The organism is Nocardia sputorum, from assembly GCF_027924405.1.
GTDB classification, from domain to species: Bacteria; Actinomycetota; Actinomycetes; order Mycobacteriales; family Mycobacteriaceae; genus Nocardia; species Nocardia sputorum.
In genome coordinates this window covers 6,793,005-6,818,729 of the sequence record NZ_AP026978.1, presented here as the reverse complement: position 1 = coordinate 6,818,729, position 25,725 = coordinate 6,793,005, and the positions used below count along the sequence as shown (strand labels likewise).

Here is a 25,725-nt window from a genome sequence, read left to right as displayed (position 1 = left end):
CCACCGCGACCCTTAGGCCGAGTGGTTGGCACCTGACGCAACCAGATAGCCCCAACTACTGGTTTCGAGCGAAGCGAGACCGAGCATGTGCCGTTCGCGGCCCGGCTCGTGTTCGGGCGGCCGCCGCGTAGGCGACGAAGGAGCAAGCGGCGGTCGCCCGAACACGAGCCATCAAGGGGCCGCGAACACGCAGCGCCGCAGGCGCTGCCAAAAGATTCAGCTCTTGACGCCGCCCGCGGTCAGGCCGGAGATGATGCGGCGCTGGAAGAGCAGGACCATGATGACCAGCGGGATGGTGACGATCGTGCCCGCCGCCATGATCGCGGCATACGGCTGCACCAGCGGGTTGTTGCCGGAGAAGCGGGCGATCGCGACGGTGACCGGCTCGGTCTTGTCGCTGGAAAGCAAACGGGCGAGCAGGTATTCGTTGACCGCCGCGATGAACGCCAGGATCGCGGTGGTGAACACGGCGGGAGCGGCCAAGGGCAGCATCACCAGGCGGAAGGCTTGCAGTTTGGTGGCGCCGTCGATCCGCGCGGCTTCTTCGAGCTCCCAGGGCAGTTCGGTGAAGAAGGACGCGAGGATGTAGACCGTCATCGGCAGTACGAAGGAGATGTTCGGGATGATCATCGCCTGGTACCGGCCGATCCAGCCGAGGCTGGTGAAGAGCTGGAACAGCGGGGTCACCAGGACGACGACCGGGAACATCGAGGCGCTGAGGATCAGGCCGGACACCACGTACTTGCCGCGGAAGGTGAGCCGGGCCAGCGCGTACGCGGCCATCACGCCGATCGCCAGCGCGATCACCGTCGTGATGGAACCGATGACGATGCTGTTGACCAGCGCCTTGCCGAAGTCGTTGCCGCGGCTGGTGTCGAACGCGTTGCGGAAGTTCTCCAGCGTGACGTGCGTCGGCCACGGGGTGTTGTCGAAGGTGTAGTCGGGGTCGCGGAACGCGGTGACCGCCATCCAGTAGAACGGCGCGAGACCCCAGACGAGCACGATCAGCGCACCCAGGTACACCCGCGCGGAGCCGAGGCGCTTGGTCCACGGGATCGGCTGGGCGGCGGACTCGTCGGTCACCGGCTTCTGCACCGTCTGCACGGACATCAGTGCGCCTCCCGCTGTTCTTCCTGGGTGCGAACCGCGTTGGCGCCCAGCACCTTCACCAGCACGAACGCCACGGCGAAGATCAAAAGGAAGGTGATCGTGGACAGCGCGGCCGCACTGTTGGGGCCTTGCCGGACCTGATCGACCACCAGAATCGACACCGTCCGAGTGGACGGATTGCCCAGCGTCATGATCGCGGGCAGGTCGAACATCCGCAGCGCGTCCATCGTCCGGAACAGCACCGCGACCAGCAGGGCCGGTTTCAGCAGCGGCAGCGTGATCTGGGTGAACCGCTGCCAGGCCGACGCGCCGTCGACGCGCGCCGCCTCGTACACGTCGGCCGGGATCACTTGCAGACCGGCCAGCAGCAGCAGCGCCATGAACGGCGTGGTCTTCCAGACGTCGGCCGCGATCACCGCGAACCGGGACGGCCACGCGTCGGAGGTCCACAGGATGTGCGTGCCGAGGACGCGGTTCACCACGCCGTCGTACTGGAACATGAACTCCCACAACCGCGCGGTGACGGCGGTCGGGATGGCCCAGGGGATCAGCACGGCCGCGCGCAGCAGCGCCCTGCCGCGGAAGGTCTTGCCCATCACCATGGCCATGCCGAGGCCGAGCGTCGCTTCCAGCGCGACGGTCACCACCGTGAAGAACAGGGTGGTTCCGATGGCCAGCCAGAACTGCGAGCCTAGGTTGCCGGTCGGGCAGGCCACCGTCTCGCCGGTCGCGACCTGGCACTGTTGCAGCAGCCAGTGTGTGTAGTTGGCGAATCCGGCGTTGCCGCCCTCGACGAACATGCCGGTCGCCGGGTCGAGCCCCGGGTCCTTCTGGAAGGACATCCACAGCGCCCGGATCACGGGGTACCCGATGACGACCGCGAGCGCGATCAGCACGGGCGTGACGAACAACCAGGCTTTCCCGGCGCGTCGCAGTTCCAGCGCCAGGTTGGCGGCCAAGCCGCGTCTGGCCGGAACGAACTCGTCGTCTTTCGGCACGCTAGTCGCCGTTCCCGAAGGATCCGACACCGTTTCTCTCCTGCGGGTTCGTCGGGTCCGTTGCGCTCAACCGCTCACGATCCGGCGGTTTCGATGCCCTTTTGCATGCCGGTGATCGCGTCGTCGACGGACTTGGTTCCGTTCAACGCAGCATAAGCGTTGTCCTGGATGGCCTTGGACACCGCCGGATAGAACGGCGTTACCGGGCGCGGCACCGCGCTGGCGATGGAGTCCTTGAGCGCGGGCAGGTACGGCATCTTCGCGATCAGCGCCGGGTCGTCGTACATCGACGCGCGCACCGAGGGCAGCGCGCCCGCGGCGACGATGTGCTGCGCGTCCTCGCTGATCAGGAAGCGCAGGAAGTCCAGCGCGGTGGCCTTGTTCTTGGAGTAGGCGCTGATTGCCGCGTTGTAGCCGCCGAGCGTGGAGGCGCCGACGCCGTTCTCGCCGGGCAGCGGGGCGACCGCGAACTTGTCCTTCACGGCGGAGGCCTCGCCGCCGACGTCACCGAAGGTGGACGGCCACGAGCGCAGGAACATCAGCTTGCCCTGTGCGAAGGCGTTGCTGGACTCCGGCTCCTTGAAGGTGATGGCCTCTTTGGGGATGTCGCCGTTGTTGTAGGCGTCGACCAGGACCTTCAGCCCGGCGCGGGACTGCGGGCTGTTCACCGTGGGGGTCTTGCCGTCGGCGCCGACGAAGCTGCCGCCGTAGGCGTTGATCACCTCGGCCGCGTTGACCGTCAGGCCCTCGTAGGGGGCGAACTGGCCCGCGTAGCAACCGATGTTCTGCTGGCGCGCGATGGGGCATTGGGCCAGCAGTTCGTTCCAGGTCTTGGGCGGGTTCGGCACCAGGTCCTTGCGGTAGAACAGCAGGCCGCCGTTGGTGTTGCGGGGTGCGGCGTAGAGGGTGTTGTTGTAGGTGGCGCTGGCGACCGGCGGGGAGAGCAGCGCGCTGGTGTCGATGGCGAAGGAGTCCTTCAGCGGCTGGATCCAGCCCTTGGCGGCGAACTCGGCGGTCCACGGCACGTCGAGGGCGACCACGTCGTAGTTCGACTGTTTGGAGCGCATGTGCTCGACCAGGTCGTCGTACTGCTGCGAGGCGTCGTTCGACTGTTCCTTGAAGGTCACCGGTTCGTCCGGGTGCGCGGCGTTCCAGCGCTCGATCAGCTGCTTGACCGCGCCGGTCTCGGTGGTGTCCTTGCCCTCGACGTAGGTGATCGGGCCGCGACCGGTGAGGTTCTGGCTGGTCGGGCTGCCGCCGCTGTCGCTGGAGCAGGCGCTGGTGAACGTCGCGGTCAGCAGCCCGACCGAAGCGACCGCCACCGCGGCCCGTGGCACGAGCGACGAACGTAGGGACGTCACCTTCTTAACAGCCATCGCAAACACTCCAGGATCATTCGTGAGCGGCAGCACACCCTGCCGGTGCACAAGGCAAGATACATGGTGTCGATCCAGCGTGCGGGACGGTGGCGCGAAGTCGAGCCCGCGCGGCGGCGGGGCGGTGCGCTCGAGTCGGCGCGGTGCCGCGGTCGGGCCTTGTTCGGCTGAGCCCACTAGGCTGGGCGCGATGTCTTCGCCGAACGCGGTTCCCGATCGGATGCTCACACGCATCGGTGGGCTGCTGCGCAAGGCCGAATCGACCGACAACGAGCACGAGGCCGAGGCGTTTCTCGCCGCTGCTCAGCGGCTGGCGACGAAGTCGTCCATCGATCTCGCGGTGGCGCGGGCGCATATCGCGGGGCGTGAGCGCAGGCCGACGCCGGTGCAGCGGATCATTCCGATCGGCGAGCCGGGCAAACGCGGGTTGCGTACCTACGTTCAGCTGTTCGTCGCGATCGCGGCGGCGAACGACGTGCGCTGCGATGTCGCCCGGACTTCGACGCAGGTCTACGCCTACGGGTTCGACTCCGATATCGATACTTGCGAAGCGCTGTACGCCAGCCTGCTCGTGCAGATGGTGCGCGCGTCCGACCAGTACATCAAATCGGGCGCGTATCGATCGGCCACGGTCGAGAAGATCGTGGTGGAGAAGCGGTGGGGTCGCCAGGTCCGGCGGCGGGTGCAGGCGCCCGTCGCGGGTGTGACGGCGCGCCTGAATTTCCAGATGGCGTTCGCCGCGCGGATCGGGCGGCGGCTGGCCGAGGTGAAGGCGGAGGTCGAAGCCGAGGTGTTGCCGCGGGACGCCGATGCGGCCGGGACCGCGCTGGCTCTGCGGAACAAGGAAATCGAGCTCACCGACTTCTACGCGAAGACCTCGGAGGCGCGCGGCACCTGGCGTGGGCCGCAGGCGTCGGCGGGGCATTCTGCCGCGGCACGGGCGGCGGGGGACCGCGCGGGCAGGGCCGCCCGGATCGGAACCTCCCCCGAACTCCCCGCTGCCCGTGCGAGGTTGACCTCCTCTGAGGGCAGCAGTTGACCAGCGTGAACAGCACGTGCGGTGGGCGAGGCGGCCATAACCGCGTGCCGTCGGCGCGAGCGGGCGATCGGCTGCTGCTCGCCGCCGCGCGACCGCTCGCGCAGCGATGACCGTGCGCGACAGCCAGCGCGCCAAGGTCTACGACGCCGAGCAGTTGGTACGCGGGGTGTTCGATCGTGCGGACGAGCACGGTGCGCGCACCGTCGAACTGTACGGTTCGCAGCTCACGCTGCCGATCGAGCGCCGCTTCGCCTCGGTGGAATCCGTACAGAGTTATACGGACAAGGTGCTGGCGCTCAATTGGGTACGGGCGCGCTGGGAGCGGGCCGCCGTGGCGGTGCGCGTCCGCTCGCGCGCCGGGGCGACCGCCGCGCACTACGAGGCGGCCGGGAACGTCCTGGCGGTTCCGCTGCACACCGGCGGCACCGCCTGGGCGCTGCGCGAACTGGTGATCCTGCACGAACTGGCGCATCACTTGGAGTCCGCGCCCGGGTCGGTGGCCGCGCACGGCCCGGAATTCTGCGACCGGTACGTCGAACTCGTCGACGGCGTCGTCGGCCCGGAAGCGGCGTTGCTGCTGCGCACCACGATGCTCGGTTGTGGCGTGCGGATCGGCTGAGCCCGCCGCCTATCCAAAGCCATCCCCACCGTTCCACCCAACGGCTTCGGACGCGACAAGGTGCCGATGCGCGTGAAGGTCGGTGGCCTCGATTCGACCGCCACCGTGCCCGGCCGACTCCACGGCTGGGCACGCTGCACCGACGGCAGCTGGGTCGGCTTGGTCGAGCTACTTACCGCACGGTCACGCCGATCGCCACGGCAGGAGCCGACGAACCGCCTTTCGTCCCGAGGTGATGTGCGGGGGTTGCGACATCAGGGAATCCTTGCCCCGAATACACCACCCGAACGCCACCCACCGGTCGTCGTCATCGACGATCACATACTCTTCGGCGCCCCCGAGAATGATCGCCTCGACCGCCGCGGCCGCCTGGGACGGCTTGTCCTCGAATTGGATTTCGTAGTCGGCGACGGCGCGGACGCACCAGCCCGTTTCGATGCGCACCGCGGCGTCGCCCATATCCACCAGTTCGATGTGTGGATTGGCCCCGCGTGCTTCGGCTTCCGTGGACGAGGATCCGCTGGAGAGCACCAGGGTGCCGGGATTCGAAAATATCTGGATGGCGTAACGCTCGGCGATGGCAAACACCTCCGAGCAGAACATCTCCCATTCCGTCCCACTCACCCCGGCCTCCCAGCCCACTCGAACCTTGCCCGCCTCGGCACTACTTACCGCACGGATTCACCACCGTGTCCGAGTACTTCCACGCCGAGGATTGAGAGGGTACTCCCCCGTACACGCCGCCCCCGCGAGCAGCCGTCCGGTACTCTCCGTCCGCGCAGGTGGTGGCACCTTGGGCAACGATTTTGGTCCCCGCGGTGGGTTTGGTGGCCTCGTTGTGACCGCCAGCGACCCGCTTCCAGCTCCCACCCTCCTTGCGCTGGAGTTCGACATCGATGTACAGCGAGTCGATGTCCGCCGTGCACTTGATACTGCCCTTTCCGACGATGTCGGTCGGCGTGCCCTTGGAATTGTGCGGATTCATGGCCTTCACGGCGTCCACGTGGCAGTTCGCGTTGCCCGGCCCGGGCGCCGCGTCGGCGGCGGGCAATGCCACACAAGTAGTCATCAAGACCGTCAGCACCCCACCCGCGATCGTCCCGATGTTCTTCGCGTACTTCGTCATCGCTCACCCCCAGTTGAATCTTTGGTTCTTCATCTGGTTGGACGTCGAAGCACCCCGATCGGTTCCATCGTTCAGCGAATTCTTTTCTCCGCCCTCCGCCCTCCGCCATCGCCCGAACCCGACCCAGCACATCGGGATACCACCGCAGATGCGCACCCCGTTGAGATCGATTGCCGCCCCAATCATCCAGGCCGCTTTGTACTTTGAGAGAGCAGCGCACTGACGCGAGCCAAGCGATCCTGCCACCATGCGGTGCGCTCGGCGTCGGGGTGGCGATGGCTCTCCAGCAGTTCCGGTTCCGGCTCGGGTGGGGTGCGCAGGACGGGGAGGTAGCCATCGACCGCACGCAGGGATCCCCGCGTCACGTCACCGGTGAGCAGGCTCAAAGTGCCGAGGCCACAGGCGAAATCGAGTTCCGGGAGCGCGCCGGCCAGCGCCAGTTGCGCGGCGAGCCCGACACTGGTCTCCAGAGCGGAGGAGACCACACAGGGGAGTCCCGCCGCCTCCGCCACTTGCAGGGCGCGGCGAACGCCGCCGAGCGGCGTGCATTTGAGCACGGCGATATCCGCGGCGCCGGCGACCGCGACCCGCAGCGGGTCATCGGCGCGGCGGATGGATTCGTCGGCGGCGATGCGCACGTCGACACGGCGGCGCACCGCGGCGAGTTCCTCGATGGTCCGGCACGGCTGTTCGACGTATTCCAGGCCATCTGCGGCCTTATCGATCCGCTGGATATCGCGCACGGCCGTGTCGACATCCCAGACGGCGTTCGCGTCGACCCGGATCGCGCCGTTCGGGCCGAGGGAGTCGCGTACCGCCTCCACCCTGGCCAGATCCTCCGCGAGCGAGTCGGGATGGTCGGCGACCTTCACCTTGGCGGTGCGGCAGCCGGACCTGGCCACGATCGCGTGCGCCTGCTCCGGGTCGACGGCGGGCACCGTGCAATTGAGCGGGATGCGATCCCGGACCGGCTCGGGCCATCCCGTTGTCACCTGCTCCAGGGCGGTGGCCAGCCAGGCGGCGGCTTCGCGGTCGTCGTATTCGGGGAACGGACAGAACTCGCCCCACCCGAGGGGCCCCCGGATCAGCATCCCTTCCCGCACCGAGATGCCACGGAAGCGGGTGCGCATCGGGATGGCGTAGACGACGTTCTGCGCTGCGGAGTCGCTCATCGCCGACCAGCTTAGGCGGCTACGGGGGCCCATCGCGGGATTGCGCAGGCGGACTCGAGTAGTTTCCCGGAGTCGGCGAGACGCGCTGGAGGGGATCGTTGGCGGCATGGTCCACACCCCGCAGCCTTGGCCGCCGCACGTCGCGCCCGCATCGCCGCCCGCCGGGCACCGGCCGGTGCGGACCTGGGACGTCGTGCTCGCCATCGTGCTGTACTGCGTAGCGGCCGTCCTCGGCTCCGCCGCCGCTTACTTCACGCTTTTCTTCGCCTTCGCCAGCGATCCATGCGGGACGGACAACTGCCGTACCGACTATCTGGGCTGGGCGTTCGCGGTGTCCTGGGGTGGAACCGCGCTCGCTGTCGTCGGGGCTACGGGGATGCTCATCCTGGCCGCGATCAAGCGCTGGTACATGTGGTACTGGCCGGTGCTGGCGATCGTGCTGATCGTGCTCTCGTTCGCCGGAGGCGTCGCATTGGCTTCCCAGGTCTACACCGGCTCTTGAGATGCCGTGCGGCCGACGGCCGGTCATGCTGATCGCATGGCGCGCAACATCCGGCAGCGAACGACCGACGCCCTGCGTGTCGCGCTGGGTACGGTGATCGTGCTCGGATTCGGCTGGCTGATGGCCTCTTTCGTGCCGCTCTACGATGTGCTCGCACGAGACGGCCGCGACGGCCGCGGCGTCGGATACCTGCCGTGGGCGCAGGTCGTCGCCTGGGCGGGCATCGCGGCGTCGGTGCTCGCCGCGATCATCTCGGTGATCGAGAAAGTGCGCGACCGACGACCGATCGCCTGGACCCCGCTCATCGCGGTCCCCTTGATCCTCGAATCCTGGCTGATCGGTTTCTTGATCGCGGTCGTGCTGGTGTCGTATTGAATTGCCGCGCCTTCGGCGCGGCGTGTTCGCGGCCCTCTTATGGCTCGCGTTTGCGCGACCGCCGCTTGCTCCTTCGTCGCGTGCGCGGCGGCCGCGCAAACGCGAGCCGGGCCGCGAACGGCGGATGCTTGGTCTCGCTTCGCTCGAAAGTTGTGGTTGAGGTGTGCTGGGGGCGTTGGTAGTGGAGCTTGCCGATCTGGGCGCGTGGTGTTGTGGCTGTGTCGGTTCGAGCGAGCGCCGCTGTGTTCCTTCGTCGCGTACGCGGCGGTCGCGCAAACGCGAGCCGGGCCGCGAACGGCGGATGCTTGGTCTCGCTTCGCTCGAAAGTCGTGGTTGAGGTGTGCTGGGGGCGTTGGTAGTGGAGCTTGCCGATCGGGGCGCGTGGTGTTGTGGCTGTGTCGGTTCGAGCGAGCGCCGCTGTGTTCCTTCGTCGCGTACGCGGCGGCCGCGCAAACGCGAGCCGGGCCGCGAACGGCGGATGCTCGGTCTCGCTTCGCTCGAAAGTCGTGGTTGAGGTGCGCTGGGGGCGTTGGTAGTGGAGCTTGCCGATCGGGGCGCGCGGTGTTGTGGCTGTGTCGGTTCGACCGACCGCCGCTTGCTCCAGCGCCTGCGGCGAACGGGCGAACCCGGGCTGTTTTTGTTTGCTGCGCCACCAGAACGGGCGTGGCCTCGCCTGGAGGACGTAGCCGGGCCGATGTGGTTCGGTGGCGGGAGACGCCACCGGCCTGCGTGTTCCATCGAACGACCGCGAACACGCAGCGCCGGTGGCGATATGGATCAGCCCAGTCGCTCCACGATGGTGGCGTTGGCGAGGCCGCCTGCCTCGCACATGGTTTGCAGGCCGTAGCGGGCGCCGCGGTCCTGCATGGCGTGCACGAGCGTGGTCATCAGGCGGGCGCCGGAGGCGCCGAGGGGGTGCCCGATGGCGATCGCGCCGCCGTTGACGTTGACCTTCGCCAAGTCCGCGCCGGTGTCGTGGGCCCAGGCCAGCACCACCGGCGAGAACGCCTCGTTGATCTCGACGAGGTCGATGTCGGACAGCCGCAGACCCGCGCGCTGCAGGACTTTCCTGGTCGCCGGGATCACCGCGGTGAGCATCAGCAGCGGATCGTCGCCGGCCACCGCGAAGCTGTGCAACCGGGCGAGCGGCTTCAGGCCGAGCTCCTTCGCGCGCTCGCTGGTCATGATGAGCACCGCCGCGCTGCCGTCGCTGACCTGGCTCGCGGTCGCCGCCGTGATCTCCCAGCCGATTTGCGGGAAGCGGGCGGCCATGGCCGGGTCGTAGTACGCGGGACGCAGTACCGCCAGCGTCTCCAGCGTGCTGCCGACCCGGATGCCCTCGTCGGTGGCGAGCCCGTTGATCGGGGCCAGCTCCCTGGCGAACAGGCCGTTCTTGGTGGCGAGCGCGGCCTTTTCGTGGCTGGCGAGCGCGAACTCGTCCAGCTGGGTGCGGGTCAGTCCCCACTTGGCCGCGATCAGCTCCGCGCTGATGCCCTGCGACACCAGGCCCTCCGGGTAGCGCTCGGCGAAGCCGACGCCGGAGATGTCGTCCGAACCGACCAGGTTGGAGCCCATGGGGATCCGGCCCATCGACTCCACGCCCGCGGCGACCACGATGTCGTAGGCGCCCGCGATCACGCCTTGCGCGGCGAAGTGGATGGCCTGCTGGCTGCTGCCGCACTGCCGGTCGACGGTGGTCGCCGGGACGGATTCGGGATATCCGGCGGCCAGTGCGGCCCGCCTGGTCATGTTCGCGCCCTGCTCGCCGAATTGGGTGACCACGCCGCCGATCACGTCGTCGATGAGTGCGGGATCGATGCCGCTGCGGTCCACCACCTCGCGCAGGCTGTGGGCCAGCAGGTCCACCGCGTTGACGTTGTGCAGTGCGCCGTTCGGTTTGCCTTTGCCGATCGGGGTGCGTACCGCTTCGACAATCACCGCGTCTCTCATGGTGCTTCCTTCCGGACCGAGAGCCCGGCCACCATGCCTGGCTCTATCAACACATAGTCAGACTACCCCTGGCAATAGTTAAGGCAAGTCAGCATCGGTATGATGTCGGTCATGGCAGCAGTGATGGAAGGACCGTTGGCCGATCTCAGCGCCTGGAAACCCGACGAATGCTCGATCGCGAAGGCGATGGACATCATCGGCACGCGCTCGGCGGTGCTCATCCTGCGCGAGGCGTACTACGGCACACGGCGGTTCGACGGGTTCGCCAGCCGCGTCGGCATCACCGACGCGGCGGCCGCGGCCCAGTTGCGCAAGCTCACCGAGGCGGGCTTGCTGACGAAACGGCCTTACCAGGAGGAAGGCAAGCGCACCAGGCACGAGTACGTGCTCACCCGGATGGGCCGCGATCTGCTGCCCGCCGTGCTGGCGCTGATGCAGTGGGGCGACGCCTACCTGCAACCGGGGGCGGCTCCGCTGCTTCTGGTCGAGGAAGCGACCGGCGCACCGGTGCGGGTGCAGGTGCGCAGCGAATCCGGTCGCGAGATCGAGCTGGAGGAACTGGGCGTGCGACTCAACGAGGACTACGCGCGGCAGCGGCGCGCACGCCGTCGATCGGACGCGACGGACTGATGCCCGCGCCGGACAGGCGCGCCGCCGACCGGCGACGGCGCGACTGGCCGAGCAATGTGAGCGGCTTATCCGTGGGTACGAGCCGAGAACCGAAGTCGTGCGGCCCGCGCGTCCACGGAGGGCCGAGGAGCGCGCCCCTCGGCGGCGCTCAGTTGAGCCTGCGTCCTTCGGTGTCGAAGAAGTAGACGTGCTCGGAGTCGGTGGCCAGCCGCAGGCGGGTGCCCTTCGCGGGCGGGTTACGCCAATCCGCCCGCGAGACGATGGTTTCGCCCGCGCCGTCGGTCCCGCCCTCGGCGATGGTGCGGCCGTAGATGTAGGCGTCGGAACCGAGTTCCTCCACCACGTCGACCTCCATCTCGATGCCGGAGCCGTCGCCCAGCTCGAAGTGTTCCGGACGGATGCCGACCGTCACGGTGTTGCCCGCCTCGTCGGCGACGGTGCGCGGCAGCGCGATCGCGTGCCCGCCCAGTTCTACCCGGCCGTCGGTGACCGGCAGCGTGAACAGGTTCATCGCAGGCGAACCCATGAACCCCGCGACGAACACGTTGGCCGGGTCGCGGTAGAGGTCGCGCGGCGTGGCGCACTGCTGCAGCAGGCCGTCCTTCAGCACGGCGACCCGATCGCCCATGGTCATCGCCTCGACCTGGTCGTGCGTGACGTACACCGTGGTGGTGCCGAGCCTGCGCTGCAATTGCGCGATCTGGGTACGGGTCTGCACACGCAGCTTGGCGTCCAGGTTGGACAGCGGCTCGTCCATCAGGAACACCTGCGGCTGGCGCACGATCGCGCGGCCCATCGCGACGCGCTGGCGCTGACCGCCGGACAGCGCCTTCGGCTTGCGATCCAGGAAGGGCTCCAGGTCGAGCAGCTTGGCCGCCTCCAGCACCCGCTGCTCCTTCTCCGCCTTGGCGACCTTGGCCAGCTTCAGCGCGAAGCCCATGTTCTCCGCGACGGTCATGTGCGGGTAGAGCGCGTAGTTCTGGAACACCATGGCGATATCGCGTTCCTTCGGCTCCGCGTGCGTCACGTCGTTGTCGCCGATCAGGATGCGACCGCCGTTGACGTCCTCGAGACCGGCGAGCATGCGCAGCGAGGTCGACTTCCCGCAGCCCGAGGGGCCGACCAGCACGAGGAACTCGCCGTCCTCGATCTCCAGGTTCAGCCGATCCACCGCGGGTTTGACGGAGCCCGGGTAGAGCCGCGTCGCGTTGTCGAAGGTCACAGTGGCCATGACGAATTCACATCCCATCCCGGCAGGAACGTGCCGGACGATCCGAGTAAGGGTGCGGCGATCCTATCGGGCCGCCCGGCGACGGGCCACGTCAGCGTGCGCGTGCCTCGAAGAACGCGCGCGGGACGTCGACGAGCATGGTGTCGATCTGATCCTTGGTGACGCCGCGATCGAGCACATAGGGGAACACGTCTTCGAACAAGTGGGTGTAGTGCCACTGCGGCAGAGCCGCCATGGCGGCGGGCTCGATCCAGTCGATGTAGCAGCTCGCGTCCTGGGAGAGCACCATCCGATCGGTGTAGCCGCGGCGCACCATCTCGATCAGGGTGTCGGCGCGGGCTTCGAAGGTGGTGTCGAGGTTGATGCCGAAGCGGTCCATGCCGAGCACGAAGCCCGCGTCGGCGAGTTCGGCGAGGTGATCGCAGTCGGTGGTGTCGCCGCTGTGCCCGAGCACGATGCGGCTGGGATCGACGCCTTCCTCGTCGCACATCACGCGCTTGACGTCGAGCCCGGCACGCGACTCCGGATGGGTGTGCACCGTGATCGGGACGCCGGTCTCGAGATGGGCCTTGGCGACCGCCCGCATCACCCGTTCCACGCCCGCGGTGAGCCCTTGCCGGTCGATCGCGCACTTGAGCATGCCCGCCTTCACCCCGGTGCCCGCGATGCCGTCACGGATGTCGGCGACGAACATGTCGACCATCGGGTCGGGGACCTGCGCGCCGACGATCTCGTTCAGCGCGGGCCCGCGGTAGTGGAAGAAGAACGGGACATCGCCGTAGGTATAGATACCGGTGGCCACCACCAGGTTCACCGGCACCTGCTCGGCGATCCGCTGGATCCGGGGGATGTAGCGGCCCAGCCCGACCACCGTCGGGTCGACGATCGTGCGCACACCCGCGTCGTAGGCGACGCGCAGCCGGCGCACGGCGTCGGCGACGCGTTCTTCTTCGGAACCCCATTCGGCCGGATAGTTCTGCTGGACGTCCCCGGTGAGCACGAAAACGTGCTCGTGCATCAGTGTCACTCCGAGATCAGCGGTATCGATCGGCCCGCGCATGGTTTCCAGCATTGACACAGCGACTTCTCCTCATCTGAGCTGCGCATTCGCGGAAATGCTACGAACCGGGATGTGAGGTGGGCCATAGTCGCGGGCACCGAAACTTCGTACAACTTTCGTGCGGAGCGCACGAAACGACCTCGCCCGGTCGCGGCTCAGACCGGTCGCAGCACCGCTGGTCCGAGCCAGCGCGCGGCTTGCAAGGCGAGATGCAGGTGCAGCGTGCGGTCGTGATCGTCGAAGACGTCGCCGACCAGTTCGAGCGCCTGCCGCACCCGGTACTGGACGGTGTTGCGGTGCACCGCCAGCTCTTCGGCGGCGGCGGCGTAGCTGCGGTTGCTGGCCAAGAAGACGCGCAGGGTTTCGCGCAGCCAGAGATTGCGCTGGTTGTCGGTGGCGAGCTCACCCAAGCAGTCGGCCACGTAGTGGCGCAGTTCCTCGATGTCGCCGCCCAGGAGCGCGACGGCCGCCACCTGGTCGTGCGACACCGCGCGCGGCGCGCCGGAACCGGCGAGCAGCACGAGTTCGCGTACGCGGTCGGCTTGGCGCAGGCTGCGGCGGAATCCGGCCACGCCTGCGCCGCACCCGCCGAGCGCTACCCGCACCGGCAACGACATGGCCGACAGCGTGCGTTCGATGGCCCCGGCGTCGATCGTCGTGTCCTCGGCGACGGCGAACCACAGCCGGACTTCGCGTTCGTCGGTCGGTACCACCAGCGCCCGGCGCGGGTTGCCGAACAGCGGAACCAGCGCGGCGCGAACGGCATCGAGCACGTCCACCGCGGCCCGCGCCGAGAGCTGCGGCTCGGTCCAGGCGTTCACCGCGATGTGGCGGCCGGACAGCGGATAGCGCAGTACTTGCTCGGCTTGCCCGATGTCGTCGGCCGAGCCGTCGAGCACGCGCGCCACCCATTCCTGCCGCAGGGCGCCGCGGCTGCCCACCCACCGGTCGCGTTCCTGTTCGTAAGCGACGCCGACGTGCTCGCACACCCGGTCGATGTACACCGCGCTGCGGTGGACGATCCGGATGATGGCCGCCGAACTGTCGGGGCCGCCCAGTTCCACGGCGTAGCGCATCGCGATGTCGAGGAACCCGGCGTGCCCCACCCGATAGGCGCGAATCAGCGCGGACAGCGGGACGTCGCGCTGCGCGAGCGTGCGCGCGTACACCAGGGCCCGATCGGGGGCGTGCACGTCGTCCTCGGCGGCGTCGTTCTGCACGAAGTCGAGGGCGGACATCAGGTTGTCGGTGGTGCCCGCTTCGAACAGCCCCCGCAGCCGGGCGTCCGAGTCGAGCGTCACGACTTGCGCGCGCATCACCGCCGACAACTCGGCGATCACGTCGTCGCGATCGCGCAGCATCGTCGACACGACCGCGCGAACCACCTCGTTCTCGCCGCCGGCCACGCCGACACCTCCATCCACCGGCTCGGTCTCGCGTCCCCAACGTAGCCCGTGCCGGAGGCGCGGTGCGGCTGCCTGCGGGAACCCCCACCGCCCCGGTAGCCTCGGGGCGGGGCGGGCCGAGCGACGAGGAGAGTGCACATGAGTCGTCCAGTGCGTATCGGAGTTCAGCTACAGCCGCAGCACGCGCCGGAATACCGGCTCATCCGCGACGCGGTGCTGCGCTGCGAGGACGCGGGTGTCGACATCGTCTTCAACTGGGACCACTTCTACCCGCTCACCGGCGATCCCGACGGCGCGCACTTCGAGTGCTGGACGATGCTGGGCGCGTTCGCCGAGCAGACCGAGCGGGTGGAGATCGGCGCGCTGGTGACCGGCGGTGGCTATCGCAATCCGGATCTGCTGGCCGACATGGCGCGCACCGTCGACCACATCAGTGGCGGCCGGCTGATTCTCGGCCTCGGCGCGGGCTGGTTCGAGAAGGACTACGACGAGTACGGCTACGAATTCGGCACCGCGGGCAGCAGGCTGGAGCTGCTGAAGGAGACCCTGGCCCGGATCAGCGCCCGGTTGCCGAAGCTCAACCCGCGACCGACCCGCGACCTGCCGATTCTCATCGGCGGCGGGGGCGAGAAGAAGACATTGCGACTGGTCGCGCAGTACGCCGACATGTGGCACACCTTCGCCGACCTGGACGTGCTCGCGCACAAGAACAAGGTGCTCGCCGAACACTGCGCCGCCGTCGGCGCCGACCAGGCGCGCATCGAGCGCTCGGTGCAGTGGCCGGGCCTGGAGAAGGCGCCCGCCTTCGTCGAAGCGGGCGTGACGACCTTCACCATCGGGGCCGGCGGCCCCGACTACGACCTCAGCGAGGTCGCGAAAGCCGTGCGATGGCGTGACGAGGTCAATCCGGAACCGGTCAGCGGACTGGCCTGAGCCGGATTGCCTGCCGGCTGATCCGCTGCGCCCCGGAATTCGGATCATGATGATCGGAATCTTCGACCGCCGGGCGCACATGGTTTCCGAGGTCACCGACTCGGGGTAGCTGCGGAATAGCAGATTTCCGCGGCTAGGGTTGTCCGTCATGGCTGTTCTGCCCGCTGTGCGGTCTCGTGCGTTGATCGCCGTGATATTGCTTGCCGTCGGTCTCAGCGCGACGGCGTGCGGGTCCGGCTCCGACGACGCGGGCACCGAGCGCAACCTCTGCGCACCGCCCGGCCTGGCCGCGGCCTCCGCCGCGCCCACCAACCTGGCCTCCTCGGCCGCCGCGGGCAGCGACCGCTACACCACCGCGGCCACCGTGCCGCTGACCTCGATCGACGTCTCGAAGCTCGGTTTGATCACCCCGGGCAAGCTCAGCGTGGGCACGCTGTCGGACGCGCCACCGAGCATCTGCGTCGACCGGCAGGGCACGTTCACCGGCTTCGACAACGAACTGCTGAAGGCGATCGGCGCCAAGCTCGGCCTCCAGGTGGAATTCTCCGGCACCGAGTTCGCCGGGCTGCTCGCCCAGGTGTCCGGCGGCCGTTTCGACGTGGGTTCGTCCAACATCACCACCACGGACGCGCGCCGCCAACTGGTCGGCTTCACCAACGGCTACGACTTCGGTTACTTCTCCCTGGTGGTGCCGACCGGCAGCGCGGTCAAGGGATTCGCCGACCTGAACCGGAACACCCGGATCGCGGTGGTGCAGGGCACCGTGCAGGACGAATTCGTGGTGAACCAGCTGCGGCTGGACCCGGTGAAGTTCCCGGACTACAACACCGCTTACGCCAATTTGAAATCCGGCCAGGTGGACGCCTGGGTCGCCCCCTCCGCCCAAGCCGAAGGCGCGATCAAGCCGGGTGACGGAACGTCGGTGTCGCAGAACACCTTCAGCCTGGACAACTTCGTGGGCTACGCGGTCGCCAAGAACAATCAGCCGCTGATCGACGCGCTCAACAGCGGCCTGGACGCGGTGATCGCCGACGGCACCTACGCCAAGCTGTACACCGACTGGGTGCCCCGCCAGCTGCCGCCGGGCTGGAAGCCGGGCTCGAAGGCCGCCCCCGCGCCGCAGCTACCGGACTTCGCCGCGCTCGCCGCGGGCAAGCAGAAGGACGAAACCGCGCAGAATGCCCCGAAGTCCACGGTGCAGCAGTTGAAGGACACGTTTTTCGATTGGTCGCTGTACCGCAAGGCATTTCCCGACCTGTTCAAGACCGGCCTGCCCAATACGCTGATCCTGGCGGTGGTCTCGGGTGCGCTCGGCACCGTCCTCGGCATGCTCCTCGCGGTCGCCGGAATATCACGCACCCGCTGGTCGCGCTGGCCCGCGCGGGTGTACACCGACATCTTCCGTGGTCTGCCCGCCGTGGTGATCATCCTGCTGATCGGTCTCGGCGTCGGCCCGGTGGTGCGCAACCTCACCGGCAACAACCCCTACTGGCTCGGCGCGGTGGCGCTGGCGCTGCTCGCCTCGGCCTACATCGGCGAGATCTTCCGCTCCGGCATCCAGTCGGTCGAGACGGGGCAGCTGGAAGCGGCGCGCGCCATCGGTTTCGGATACCGCCAGGCGATGACGCTGGTGGTGATCCCGCAGGGCGTGCGCCGAGTGCTCCCGGCTTTGATGAACCAGTTCATCGCCCTCATCAAGGATTCCTCGCTGATCTACTTCCTCGGCCTGCTCGCCACCCAGCGCGAGCTGTTCGCCGTCGGCCGCGATCTCAACGCGCAGACCGGGAATCTATCGCCGCTGGTGGCGGCCGGGCTGGTCTACCTGATCCTGACCATCCCGCTGACCCACTTGGTGAACTACATCGACCGCCGGATGCGCACCGGCCGACCCGACCGGCCGATCGACCAGGTGGAGGCGGCCACGATCACGGAAGGGCGCGGATAGATGAGTGCCTCCCTCACCGGTACCGGACTGCATCTGACGCTGGGGCACAACCACGTGCTGCGCGGGATCGACATCCACGTCGACGCGGGCAAGACCGCCACCGTCATCGGGCCGTCCGGGTCGGGTAAATCGACCCTGCTGCGGGTGCTGAACCGGCTCTACGAGCCCGATCAGGGCGACGTGCTGCTGGACGGCAAGTCCGTGCTCACCGAGAACCCGGACCGGTTGCGTCAGCGCATCGGCATGGTGTTCCAGCAATTCAACCTGTTCCCGCACAAGACGGTCGCGGAGAACGTCGCGCTGGGTCCGCGCAAGCTGCGCGGCCTGTCCAAGGACGAGGCGCGGGCGCTGGCCGTCGAGCAATTGGAGATCGTCGGCCTGGCCGACAAAGCGGACGCGCGTCCGGCGAACCTGTCCGGCGGGCAACAGCAGCGCGTCGCCATCGCGCGGGCGCTGGCCATGCGGCCGGAGATCATGTTCTTCGACGAGGCCACCTCGGCGCTGGACCCCGAGCTGGTGAAGGGCGTGCTCGCGCTGATGACCGACCTCGCCTCCGGCGGCATGTCGATGGTCGTGGTGACCCACGAGATGGGTTTCGCCCGCACGGTGTCCGACAGCGTGGTGTTCATGGACCGCGGGCAGGTCGTGGAGACCGGCACGCCCGACGCCCTGTTCGACGACGCGCAGACGCCGCGATTGCAGAGGTTCCTCGCCCAGGTGCTCTGAGCCCTCCAGCACACTCGAGGCAATCTTGATTGATGCGCATCTGCTAATGTATCTGTCATCACGATTCCAGCTATCCGCGCCAGGAAAGAGGGAAATTCGATGACCACAGCACATGCGCAGCACACCGGCCACGACCATGTCCACGGCCCGGACTGCGGGCACACTGCGTTCCAGCACGGCGATCACATCGACTACGCCCACGATGGTCATCTGCATCGCGAACATCAAGGTCACTACGACGAATGCGAGCGGTCCGAGCACACCGAATGCCGCGACCATCCGCATCAGCACGGCCCCAACTGCGGCCACGAGGCCGTCCCGCACGGCGACCACGTCGACTACGTGCACGACGGCCACCGCCACGCCCCGCACGACGGCCACTTCGACGAGCACTGAGTCGCGTCGGTACCGGGTCCTAGAGTCGGGCGGGTGATCGACGAACTCGAGATTCGCACCGCGGCGGGAACCTTCGACGTGCTGGCCGCCGGTGCTCCCGGCGACCGGGAAGTGCTGTTGCTGCACGGGTTTCCGCAGGGAGCGCGCGAGTGGGAGTTCCAGCTCGGTGTGCTCGGCGGCGGCGGGTGCCACGTCGTCGCGCCGGACCAGCGCGGGTATTCCCCGGGCGCGCGGCCCGAGCGTCCGGCCGATTACCGGATCGAGGAGCTGGCCGGCGATGTGATCGCCGTGGCCGACGCGCTGGGGTGGGACCGCTTCGACTTGATCGGCCACGACTGCGGCGCGCTGGTCGGTTGGGCGGTGGCGGCGGAACTGCCGCAGCGGATCCGCACCTTCGCCGCAGTGTCGCATCCGCATCCCGCCGCACTCCAGCAGGCGATGGCCGAGGACGAGGACCAAGCGCAGCGCTCGCACCACCTGACCGAGCTGCGCCGGCCCCGGACCGCGGAGCGGACCCTGCTGGCCGACGATTGCGCCGCGCTGCGCCGGATCTTCGAGTGGAAGATCCCGGAGGAACGCGTCGAGGAGTATGTGCGCAGGCTGGCGCGGCCGGGCGCGCTCACCGCGGCGCTGAACTGGTATCGCGCCATGGATCTCGCGGGTCCGATCGGTCCGGCGTGCGTGCCCACCTTGTACGTGTGGGGCACCGAGGACGCGACCGTCGGGCCCACAGCGGCGCTGGCCACCGGGAAATACGTGTCCGGCCCGTACCGGTTCGAGATGCTCGAGGACGTCTCGCACTGGGTTCCCGAGGAGGCGCCCGAGGCGCTGACCCGGCTGCTGATCCAGCACCTGCTCGCCCATCGGGACTGAATGCGCTGGTGCGCCGCCGATCCCGGCGTTTCCCGGACAGGGCTGCGGCCAGAGGGAAAGCTGAGACTCGCGCACCGAGGCCCGAGGGAGGTGAACCGTGGACGTCCAGGAAGTCAATCGGCGGACCATCGCGCAGTTCCGCGCGGGCGGCGCGATCGACGGCATGCAACGCGACCGTCTGATCCTGCTGACCACGACCGGCCGCAGAACCGGCGTCCCGTACACCACCCCGCTGATGTACCACCGCGACGGCGACCGGCTGTTGATCGTGGCGTCCAACATCGGGGCGCCGAAACATCCCGACTGGTACCTGAACCTGCGCGCGGACCCGCGCGTCACCGTCGAGGTGGGCGGCGAGGGCTATCCGGCGCGGGCCACCCCGCTGACCGGCGAGGACCGTGCCCGCACCTGGACGATGCTGAAGAACACCTATCCGTTCTTCGCCGAACACGAGATGCAGACTTCCCGGATCATCCCGGTGGTCGCGCTGACTCGGGCCTGACGACCCGGGGGCGTCGCCTTGCCGGTGGGCTAGCGGCTCGCGTGCGTGTCGGAGCGAGCGCGGGCAGTGGCCGCGTCGGCTCGCCGGTCCGCGACCAGGTCGAGCAGAACGGTCAAGTTGTCCGGGTCGGCGGGGTCGACGACCCCTTCCGGTAGAGCCAGTTCGGTGAGCCGTTGTCCCCGGTGCAAGGCGGCGGGGCGCAATGGCGGCGCGTCGTCAGGTTGTCCGAGGATGGTGGCGATGTTTCCGTCATTGTCGTAGACGGCGTAGTAGCGCATTGTGATGGGCTCCTCAGAGGCCGGTCGAGGCGGTCATCCGACTGGTGTAACTACGTCTCCTGATCGGGAATCGTGATGGCTGAGGCGTTCGAGCTTATCCACACGTTCGACGCTGAGTGTCGGTTTGCGCATCAGTAGCGTTACCCGTTTTCGATTCGTTCTCACGGCATCGCCGCACGTAGACCGGTATATGGAGACCGGAGGGCATGGTTTGCCCGAATCAGGCGCACACGGTGGCGAAGGCCGCCCAGAGCACCGGGGAGTGCTCGATCCGGCTGGTGTCGCGCCATGCGGCCAGACGGTCGCGCTGCCATGCGGCCAGCGCGGTCACCGGATCCGGTTGTTCGTGCGCCGCGTCGATGGCGCAGACGGCTTCCTGCAGCGGGAGGGCATGCGCGGGCGCGCCCGCGACGCGCTGGAAGGCGAAATCCGTGGGCAGCGCCCACCGGCCCGCGGTGACCAGTTCCGCGCCGCCGGTGATCATCGCGGCGGTCAGGCCGAGCGCTTCGCTGAACCGGAGGTCGCCGCCGCTCTCGCAGGCGATCAGCGCGACCCGGCTCGGCATCGGCCACAGCCGCGCACCGGCGACGGGATCCGCGTCCAGGGTGTGCGTGCCGAGCAGCAGGTCTTTGGCCGAGAGCGGCCGGTGCGTGCGGGCCGGTTCGGCGAAGCCGACGGCATCGGCGGTGCAGGCGAGGTGCAACTGGGCGTCCTCGCTGCGACCGGATTCCGGCGCGGCGGCGGAGACGTGCCCGACGTAGATCAACCGGCTCGCGCCCGCGCGCAGGGCGGCGCCGAGCCACTGGCGATCGACATCGGTGCGCCGGAAAGCCGACACCGGATCCTGTGCCTCGGGCCGCAAGCGGCCATTCGCGGCGTACTCCGCCATGCGTTGCGCGAGCGGGGCTTCAGCGGTCATCCGGCCCAGCACCGAACCCAGCGCCGAATCGGCGCGGAAACCGGGAACGCGCGGATCCAGCACCGCGACGACCGGCCCCCTGGCGGTGTCCGTCCAGGTGCGCGCTATCCGGCCCGGCGCTTGCACCACACTCGCCGCGGCGAGCAGGCTGACGTCGGCGATGTCGATCAACCGGACGTCGCGGTCCGGCGCGATGATCTCCCACGGCACCTGGGCGACCCGCGGTGACGGTTGCAGCCGGATATGCGGGCGCACGCCGCGCTGCCACAGCTCATAGAGCTGCGCGGCCAGGCCGTAGGGCAGCAGCGCCCGGGAAAGCTCCTGTGCCACGGAGTATTCGCGCTCGTAGTCGGCGAACGCGCCGGTGGTGAGGGCCCGCTCGAGACCGCCGGGCTCGGCGGGGTGCGGTAGCGCGCCGGCCAGCAGGGCGACCGCACGCATCGCCGCGTCTTCCGGAAGCACTCCCGCGCCCCGGGGTGCGCTGTCGTCGACCCACCGCCACGACACGTAGACGTCTCCCGCGTCCGCCATGCGGACGAGCACCGTCGGTCGCGTCATACCGTCAGCACCCGATCGTCGCGGATCACCCGGCCGTAGCGCTGCTCGGCGGCGGCGATGAACGGTGCGAGCGCGATCCGTCCTTCCGCGGCCAGGGCCAGGCGCGGCGGCGGGGCGACCGGCAGGCCCGCGCCCGCCGCGACCTCGGCCAGGGCGGCGCCCAGTTGCAGGGCGACGCTACCGGGGTGATCGGTGAAGTCCTCCGGTGGATCCGGCAATTCCAGTGGAAGCCGGGTGGGAGCAACCCGCTCCGTTCGATCCAATGCCAAAGCGGTTCCAGCGCATTGTGTTTCGATCAAATCGGCGACGAGGACACCATTGCCGGAAAGGTAGGCGAAGCGGAACGCCAACCGCATCGCCGGATCGGCGATCTGCCGGTTCCACTGCTCGCGCTGCGTGCCGTTCGGCAACGTGTGACGGACGGCGTCGATGGCCAGCGCGGCGGGAACGGCGATGCCGACAGCACGCCCGAGCGACTCCGCGGACGGCGACGCGGTCGCGCTGATCGCGCCTTCCAGCAGCGTCGCGTGCCAGAAATCGAGCTGGGCGCAGTGCAGGCCGAGGCCGCGTTCGGCATAGATCGCGAACGCCGCCGCGAGCAGTTGCTCGCACTCGTCGACCCGCCCGGCCTTGAACGCCACGGTCGCCGCGCGAATGCGCAGGTCTGCGGCATCGAGCACCGCGCCGGACGCGACGAAATACGCCAAGCTCCGCTCGTAGCAGTCGCGCGCACTCGCCGGATCACCGCGGCCCTCGGCGAGAAACCCCATGATCTTGCGACCGATCCCGGCCCGGTGCTCCAACCCGGCTCGCTCGAAATATGCCTGACTGGAGCGCAGCGGCGCCTCCGCCTCGTCGTAGCGCTCGAGGCGGACGAGCATGGTGGCGAGATTCTGTTCGGTCTCGGCGACCGCGTTGCGATCGCCCGCGGACTCGAACGCGGCGAGGGCTTGCCGCGCGAAATCGACGGCCAGGTCGCGGCGGCCGGTCTCGAAGTACGTGGCCGCCAGGTTCATCAGTGGATGGCCGGCCAGTTGCGGTGCGAAACGGCGTGCCGCCGCGAGTGACTCGGTGGCCAGTTCGGCGGCGTAGGCCCAGCTCTGGCGGTGCAACGCGACGGCGGTGAGGGAGAGCAGGCAGGCCACCCGCAGTACGCCGAGATCGGTGTCGGTGTTGTCGGCTAGTAAGGCTCGTGCCTGTTCCAGCGCCGCCTGCGCCGCGTCCAGCTCGCCGAGATGCTGGAGCGCTTGCGACATGTTGACGAGGGCGTTCGGCCGCAATCGCGGGGCGTCCGCGGGCATTTCGGCCAATGCCGAGCGGTAGAGGGCGAGCGAGGCGGCGTGGTCGCCGAGTTCGTCGGCCATGCTCGCGGCGTTGATGATCGCGCCGAGCCGGATGTCGCCGGTGGTGCGTTCGGCGGCGTCCTCGAACAGGCGCTTGGCCTCGGCCGGGTCCCCACGGGTGTAGGCGGCGGCGCTCGCCGCGAGCAGTTCCCGGCCGTCGTCGGGCGTCTCGTCGGCCATGTCAGAAGTCCGAATCCGACGCGGCGGCGGCTATCTCCGCCAGCAGCGGCGCGTCCATCGGGTTCTCGGGTGCGTCGTCCGTGCGGCGCAGCCGCGCTGTGACCAGGTCACGGATTCGTGCGCGCCGGTTCGCGGCGTCCGGCTCCGGCTCGTCCACGCCGACACCCGGCACGTAGACGTGCACGCTCACGCCCGCTTCCGCACCGGCCGGGGCCGCGGTCTCGGCCCGCCAGAGTTCGCCGTCTCGGATCAGCGGCACATCGGCGGTGTCCGCCGGGGTGCGGATTCCGGCGCGGGGATGCAGGTGCGCCGGGATGTCGGCGGGTGCGAGCGGGGCGGCGACCGCGCTCACCCGCACGAGCGTGGTCTCCGCGGTGCGCACCACTTCCCAGGACACCGCGCTTTCCGAGGCGTCGAGCAGGCCGGGCGGGCAGCGCTGCCAGTCCCAGCCCGCGGTGCCCCGCGCCAAGACGAGAGCGCCGGGCGCGGCGAGGGTGGCCGGCCCGGCCGCCAGCGCGTAATCCTCCGCGCGGCCGAGTGTTTCGGTGGCCGCGCGTTCTTCCGGAGCCGCGTCGGCGCCGTCGACGATCAGGTCGCATTCTTCGCTGAGCGCGGCGATCTCGTCCTCGAGCAGGCCCTCGTCCAGCGGGGCGATGTCGTCTAACGTCGACGCGGGCCACCAGCGCGCCGCCCAGCGGGCGTAACCCAGCCGCCAAGCGCGGGCGGCGAGATCCGGCAGCGCTGGCTCGGCCTGGTATTCCCCTTCGCCCGCTGGTTCGTCGAGGGCGAGGGAGACCTCCGCGCCGTACACCGCCCAGACCCACTCCTGCGCGAGGGCCAGGTCGTCGATCACCGCCGCCGGAGTCACCTGCCCGCTGAGCAGGCCCCACGTCAAATGGCCGCCCGCCACCTCGAGCACGAGCACGTCCACTCCGGCCGCGTCGTCCACGACGGTCGGCGCGTCGTCCGGCGCGATGATCCACAGGTCGTCTCGACGGCGGATGCGTACGGTCGTCATCAGCTCGCCTTCGATTCCGCCGCGTCCGGCTCACCGGCGCTCACCCGCACGCTCAGTGCCCGCTTGACCCGCGTGCGATGGTCCAGGATCACCGACCGCGCCACTCCGTCGAGCAGATCCCACAACTCGTCCGGATCGGAGATCGCGAACTCCCGGACATCCCTGCCGTGCAGGCGCACCCACAATCGGCGCAGGTACGGCCGCCACGGCGTGATCAGCTCGGCGGCGATGGCGGCCAACGGACCCGTGGGCGGCTCGGCGGACACCACCAGCCGCCGCGCCTGCAGCACATAGGCTTCCCGCTGCCAGCGGCTGTTGACCACCTGATGCGCCGTGGAACGCGTGGTCCCCGTTTCGGCCAGACGCAGACGCGGTCGTCCCGTCGACGGTCCGCGGCGGTGCTCGATGGGAGCCAAGCCGGTCGCGAGCGCGGTTCCCGCCGTCGCGGTCACCCGCAGCGACTCGTCCAGCAGCGCCCACGGCGCGCAACTGCGGGCGATCTCGGCGTCGACCAGCTCGGGGATCGGCGGCAGCTCCGCGCGATCGGTGGACGCCTGCAACACGGTGAACACCCGCTCGTACACGGTGCGATCGAAGGGGAGCCCGAGGGTCGATTTCGAGGCCGAGGAGCCGATCGCGGGGCGTTGCGGCGCCGGATGCGCGGTCAACCCCAGTTCCTGAGCGGAATGATCGGATGCGTCTTGCCACAACCGGATCCCCGTGTGGGTACCGGCATGGGTCGCGACCAGCCCGTCCAGGATCCGCTGTCCGTCGGCGTCGGCGCCTAGCCGTGCCGCCGCACAGGCTTCCAGCAGCTCGTCCACCTCGGCGTCGTGGTCGCCGCCCGGCGGGCCGGTGAGCGGACGCCGCCGCCAGGCCAGCTCGAGCAGCCCGGCCAGCTCCCGTTCCCGGTTGTGGTCGGTGAGGTACTCCTTCAGCGCCTGCGTGGTGCGACCCGCGGTGTACTCGTGGATTTCGCGCAGCGCGTCCTCCGCGACCGCGCGAGCCCGCTCCGGGTCCGGCATGCCCGAAGTGGTCGCCAGCTCGAAACAACGCTGGAAGTACAGATCCTGCGGATGCCCCTCGGTGATCCGCAGCGTGCGCCGCACCTGTTTGAGCACCGTGAACCAGGCCGCCGTCGCGCGCAGCACATCCGCCGCGGCCTGGATCCGCGCCTCCAGCAACACCGCGCCGTCCGCCGTCAGGATCGGCCCGGCGCACAGCGGATGCTGCACGGGGCGGATCACCAGCGGGTCGAGCAGGAGTTTCACGGTCCGGCGCAGCGGACCCCCGTGCGGGCCGCTGAGCGGTTCGACACCGCCGAGCTTGCGCCACACCTCATCGAGCACCATGGCGCGCGGTCGTCGCATGCGTGCAGTGTATTGGCCGCGACTCGGTCCCGGTGTGTTCGCGGCGAGCTCACGACGGATTCTTCGGCGTCGTTCGCGCACCAATCAGGG

At 69.0% G+C, this 25,725-nt stretch carries 26 protein-coding genes; 11 read left to right on the top strand and 15 right to left on the bottom strand.

Annotated elements, in window-relative coordinates:
* Positions 1 to 216 precede the first annotated feature (216 nt).
* The 3 genes from QMG86_RS30790 to QMG86_RS30780 are packed head-to-tail and all read right to left on the bottom strand — an operon-like array spanning position 217 to position 3,484.
* A complete protein-coding gene (locus tag QMG86_RS30790) occupies positions 217 to 1,110 on the bottom strand; it encodes a carbohydrate ABC transporter permease (protein WP_281876360.1) in 894 nt (297 codons plus the stop codon).
* Positions 1,110 to 2,138 carry a carbohydrate ABC transporter permease gene (locus tag QMG86_RS30785; protein WP_434085472.1) on the bottom strand — a complete coding sequence of 343 codons (1,029 nt, stop codon included), beginning with the start codon at positions 2,136 to 2,138 and terminating at the stop codon, positions 1,110 to 1,112. Before QMG86_RS30785 ends, QMG86_RS30790 begins: the two co-directional genes overlap by 1 nt.
* Positions 2,139 to 2,182: 44 nt before the next feature.
* A complete protein-coding gene (locus QMG86_RS30780) occupies positions 2,183 to 3,484 on the bottom strand; it encodes an ABC transporter substrate-binding protein (protein ID WP_159841247.1) in 1,302 nt (433 codons plus the stop codon).
* Positions 3,485 to 3,674: 190 nt separating this feature from the next.
* Here QMG86_RS30780 and QMG86_RS30775 point away from each other — a divergent pair, with 190 nt between their 5' ends.
* On the top strand, positions 3,675 to 4,523 hold the full coding sequence (locus QMG86_RS30775; protein WP_281876359.1) for a DUF2786 domain-containing protein: 849 nt from the start codon (positions 3,675 to 3,677) through the stop codon (positions 4,521 to 4,523).
* 106 nt (positions 4,524 to 4,629) lie between these two features.
* Positions 4,630 to 5,142 (top strand): TIGR04338 family metallohydrolase, encoded by a 513-nt coding sequence (locus tag QMG86_RS30770; RefSeq protein WP_281876358.1) that lies wholly within the window; start codon positions 4,630 to 4,632, stop codon positions 5,140 to 5,142.
* A 183-nt stretch (positions 5,143 to 5,325) separates the two neighbouring features.
* Here QMG86_RS30770 and QMG86_RS30765 read toward each other — a convergent pair whose 3' ends face one another.
* From QMG86_RS30765 to QMG86_RS30755, 3 genes are all read right to left on the bottom strand, one after another.
* Entirely contained in the window at positions 5,326 to 5,784 is a 459-nt protein-coding gene (locus QMG86_RS30765; protein ID WP_281876357.1) for a hypothetical protein, read from the bottom strand.
* Positions 5,785 to 5,806: 22 nt separating this feature from the next.
* Positions 5,807 to 6,268: a hypothetical protein gene (locus tag QMG86_RS30760; protein WP_281876356.1), complete on the bottom strand. Its 462-nt coding sequence runs from the start codon at positions 6,266 to 6,268 to the stop codon at positions 5,807 to 5,809.
* Between the two features lie 182 nt (positions 6,269 to 6,450).
* On the bottom strand, positions 6,451 to 7,440 hold the full coding sequence (locus QMG86_RS30755) for an o-succinylbenzoate synthase (protein ID WP_281876355.1): 990 nt from the start codon (positions 7,438 to 7,440) through the stop codon (positions 6,451 to 6,453).
* Positions 7,441 to 7,546: 106 nt separating this feature from the next.
* Here QMG86_RS30755 and QMG86_RS30750 point away from each other — a divergent pair, with 106 nt between their 5' ends.
* Both QMG86_RS30750 and QMG86_RS30745 read left to right on the top strand, forming a co-directional pair.
* Positions 7,547 to 7,942 carry a hypothetical protein gene (locus QMG86_RS30750; protein ID WP_281876354.1) on the top strand — a complete coding sequence of 132 codons (396 nt, stop codon included), beginning with the start codon at positions 7,547 to 7,549 and terminating at the stop codon, positions 7,940 to 7,942.
* A gap of 36 nt (positions 7,943 to 7,978) precedes the next feature.
* Entirely contained in the window at positions 7,979 to 8,317 is a 339-nt protein-coding gene (locus QMG86_RS30745; protein WP_281876353.1) for a hypothetical protein, read from the top strand.
* A gap of 777 nt (positions 8,318 to 9,094) precedes the next feature.
* On the opposite strand, the gene QMG86_RS30740 is transcribed toward QMG86_RS30745, so the two are convergent.
* A complete protein-coding gene (locus QMG86_RS30740) occupies positions 9,095 to 10,267 on the bottom strand; it encodes a thiolase family protein (protein ID WP_281876352.1) in 1,173 nt (390 codons plus the stop codon).
* A 99-nt stretch (positions 10,268 to 10,366) separates the two neighbouring features.
* Between QMG86_RS30740 and QMG86_RS30735 the strand changes: the two genes are divergently transcribed.
* Entirely contained in the window at positions 10,367 to 10,897 is a 531-nt protein-coding gene (locus QMG86_RS30735) for a winged helix-turn-helix transcriptional regulator (protein WP_434086133.1), read from the top strand.
* Positions 10,898 to 11,045: 148 nt separating this feature from the next.
* Here QMG86_RS30735 and QMG86_RS30730 read toward each other — a convergent pair whose 3' ends face one another.
* From QMG86_RS30730 to QMG86_RS30720, 3 genes are all read right to left on the bottom strand, one after another.
* Complete coding sequence (locus tag QMG86_RS30730; RefSeq protein ID WP_281876350.1) at positions 11,046 to 12,128, bottom strand: ABC transporter ATP-binding protein; 1,083 nt, start codon at positions 12,126 to 12,128, stop codon at positions 11,046 to 11,048.
* Between the two features lie 91 nt (positions 12,129 to 12,219).
* The gene (locus tag QMG86_RS30725; RefSeq protein ID WP_434086218.1) at positions 12,220 to 13,200 is read right to left on the bottom strand and encodes a phosphotriesterase family protein; all 981 of its coding nucleotides are present in this window, start codon (positions 13,198 to 13,200) and stop codon (positions 12,220 to 12,222) included.
* Positions 13,201 to 13,343: 143 nt separating this feature from the next.
* Entirely contained in the window at positions 13,344 to 14,594 is a 1,251-nt protein-coding gene (locus QMG86_RS30720; RefSeq protein ID WP_281876348.1) for a PucR family transcriptional regulator, read from the bottom strand.
* Between the two features lie 138 nt (positions 14,595 to 14,732).
* Here QMG86_RS30720 and QMG86_RS30715 point away from each other — a divergent pair, with 138 nt between their 5' ends.
* The 6 genes from QMG86_RS30715 (at position 14,733) to QMG86_RS30690 (ending at position 19,969) form a co-directional block, all read left to right on the top strand.
* Positions 14,733 to 15,527, top strand: a complete 795-nt coding sequence (locus tag QMG86_RS30715) for an LLM class F420-dependent oxidoreductase (protein ID WP_281876347.1) — start codon at positions 14,733 to 14,735, stop codon at positions 15,525 to 15,527.
* 148 nt (positions 15,528 to 15,675) lie between these two features.
* Positions 15,676 to 17,472 (top strand): ABC transporter substrate-binding protein/permease, encoded by a 1,797-nt coding sequence (locus QMG86_RS30710; protein ID WP_281876345.1) that lies wholly within the window; start codon positions 15,676 to 15,678, stop codon positions 17,470 to 17,472.
* Complete coding sequence (locus QMG86_RS30705; RefSeq protein WP_159846500.1) at positions 17,473 to 18,198, top strand: amino acid ABC transporter ATP-binding protein; 726 nt, start codon at positions 17,473 to 17,475, stop codon at positions 18,196 to 18,198.
* A gap of 99 nt (positions 18,199 to 18,297) precedes the next feature.
* Complete coding sequence (locus tag QMG86_RS30700) at positions 18,298 to 18,594, top strand: hypothetical protein (protein ID WP_281876343.1); 297 nt, start codon at positions 18,298 to 18,300, stop codon at positions 18,592 to 18,594.
* Positions 18,595 to 18,627: 33 nt separating this feature from the next.
* A complete protein-coding gene (locus QMG86_RS30695) occupies positions 18,628 to 19,467 on the top strand; it encodes an alpha/beta fold hydrolase (protein WP_281876342.1) in 840 nt (279 codons plus the stop codon).
* Positions 19,468 to 19,564: 97 nt separating this feature from the next.
* A complete protein-coding gene (locus QMG86_RS30690) occupies positions 19,565 to 19,969 on the top strand; it encodes a nitroreductase family deazaflavin-dependent oxidoreductase (RefSeq protein WP_281876341.1) in 405 nt (134 codons plus the stop codon).
* Between the two features lie 29 nt (positions 19,970 to 19,998).
* On the opposite strand, the gene QMG86_RS30685 is transcribed toward QMG86_RS30690, so the two are convergent.
* From QMG86_RS30685 to QMG86_RS30665, 5 genes are all read right to left on the bottom strand, one after another.
* Complete coding sequence (locus QMG86_RS30685; protein WP_281876340.1) at positions 19,999 to 20,247, bottom strand: hypothetical protein; 249 nt, start codon at positions 20,245 to 20,247, stop codon at positions 19,999 to 20,001.
* A gap of 220 nt (positions 20,248 to 20,467) precedes the next feature.
* The gene (locus tag QMG86_RS30680) at positions 20,468 to 21,724 is read right to left on the bottom strand and encodes a CHAT domain-containing protein (RefSeq protein ID WP_281876338.1); all 1,257 of its coding nucleotides are present in this window, start codon (positions 21,722 to 21,724) and stop codon (positions 20,468 to 20,470) included.
* Positions 21,721 to 23,247, bottom strand: a complete 1,527-nt coding sequence (locus QMG86_RS30675; RefSeq protein WP_281876336.1) for a tetratricopeptide repeat protein — start codon at positions 23,245 to 23,247, stop codon at positions 21,721 to 21,723. The genes QMG86_RS30680 and QMG86_RS30675 overlap by 4 nt, the downstream gene beginning before the upstream one ends.
* A gap of 1 nt (position 23,248) precedes the next feature.
* Complete coding sequence (locus QMG86_RS30670) at positions 23,249 to 24,265, bottom strand: hypothetical protein (RefSeq protein WP_281876334.1); 1,017 nt, start codon at positions 24,263 to 24,265, stop codon at positions 23,249 to 23,251.
* Positions 24,265 to 25,617, bottom strand: a complete 1,353-nt coding sequence (locus QMG86_RS30665; protein ID WP_281881209.1) for a hypothetical protein — start codon at positions 25,615 to 25,617, stop codon at positions 24,265 to 24,267. Before QMG86_RS30665 ends, QMG86_RS30670 begins: the two co-directional genes overlap by 1 nt.
* Positions 25,618 to 25,725: the final 108 nt, after the last annotated feature.

What these genes read in the sequence shown, in the direction of transcription:
- QMG86_RS30780 (WP_159841247.1), bottom strand. Translation starts at nt 3,484, where the DNA reads ATGGCTGTTAAGAAGGTGACGTCCCTACGTTCGTCGCTCGTGCCACGG.
- QMG86_RS30700 (WP_281876343.1), top strand. Translation starts at nt 18,298, where the DNA reads ATGACCACAGCACATGCGCAGCACACCGGCCACGACCATGTCCACGGC.
- QMG86_RS30750 (WP_281876354.1), top strand. Translation starts at nt 7,547, where the DNA reads ATGGTCCACACCCCGCAGCCTTGGCCGCCGCACGTCGCGCCCGCATCG.
- QMG86_RS30760 (WP_281876356.1), bottom strand. Translation starts at nt 6,268, where the DNA reads ATGACGAAGTACGCGAAGAACATCGGGACGATCGCGGGTGGGGTGCTG.
- QMG86_RS30745 (WP_281876353.1), top strand. Translation starts at nt 7,979, where the DNA reads ATGGCGCGCAACATCCGGCAGCGAACGACCGACGCCCTGCGTGTCGCG.
- QMG86_RS30735 (WP_434086133.1), top strand. Translation starts at nt 10,367, where the DNA reads ATGATGTCGGTCATGGCAGCAGTGATGGAAGGACCGTTGGCCGATCTC.
- QMG86_RS30775 (WP_281876359.1), top strand. Translation starts at nt 3,675, where the DNA reads ATGTCTTCGCCGAACGCGGTTCCCGATCGGATGCTCACACGCATCGGT.
- QMG86_RS30680 (WP_281876338.1), bottom strand. Translation starts at nt 21,724, where the DNA reads ATGACGCGACCGACGGTGCTCGTCCGCATGGCGGACGCGGGAGACGTC.
- QMG86_RS30670 (WP_281876334.1), bottom strand. Translation starts at nt 24,265, where the DNA reads ATGACGACCGTACGCATCCGCCGTCGAGACGACCTGTGGATCATCGCG.
- QMG86_RS30675 (WP_281876336.1), bottom strand. Translation starts at nt 23,247, where the DNA reads ATGGCCGACGAGACGCCCGACGACGGCCGGGAACTGCTCGCGGCGAGC.
- QMG86_RS30665 (WP_281881209.1), bottom strand. Translation starts at nt 25,617, where the DNA reads ATGGTGCTCGATGAGGTGTGGCGCAAGCTCGGCGGTGTCGAACCGCTC.
- QMG86_RS30755 (WP_281876355.1), bottom strand. Translation starts at nt 7,440, where the DNA reads ATGAGCGACTCCGCAGCGCAGAACGTCGTCTACGCCATCCCGATGCGC.
- QMG86_RS30725 (WP_434086218.1), bottom strand. Translation starts at nt 13,200, where the DNA reads ATGCTGGAAACCATGCGCGGGCCGATCGATACCGCTGATCTCGGAGTG.
- QMG86_RS30740 (WP_281876352.1), bottom strand. Translation starts at nt 10,267, where the DNA reads ATGAGAGACGCGGTGATTGTCGAAGCGGTACGCACCCCGATCGGCAAA.
- QMG86_RS30705 (WP_159846500.1), top strand. Translation starts at nt 17,473, where the DNA reads ATGAGTGCCTCCCTCACCGGTACCGGACTGCATCTGACGCTGGGGCAC.
- QMG86_RS30730 (WP_281876350.1), bottom strand. Translation starts at nt 12,128, where the DNA reads ATGGCCACTGTGACCTTCGACAACGCGACGCGGCTCTACCCGGGCTCC.
- QMG86_RS30685 (WP_281876340.1), bottom strand. Translation starts at nt 20,247, where the DNA reads ATGCGCTACTACGCCGTCTACGACAATGACGGAAACATCGCCACCATC.
- QMG86_RS30715 (WP_281876347.1), top strand. Translation starts at nt 14,733, where the DNA reads ATGAGTCGTCCAGTGCGTATCGGAGTTCAGCTACAGCCGCAGCACGCG.
- QMG86_RS30710 (WP_281876345.1), top strand. Translation starts at nt 15,676, where the DNA reads ATGGCTGTTCTGCCCGCTGTGCGGTCTCGTGCGTTGATCGCCGTGATA.
- QMG86_RS30770 (WP_281876358.1), top strand. Translation starts at nt 4,630, where the DNA reads ATGACCGTGCGCGACAGCCAGCGCGCCAAGGTCTACGACGCCGAGCAG.
- QMG86_RS30790 (WP_281876360.1), bottom strand. Translation starts at nt 1,110, where the DNA reads ATGTCCGTGCAGACGGTGCAGAAGCCGGTGACCGACGAGTCCGCCGCC.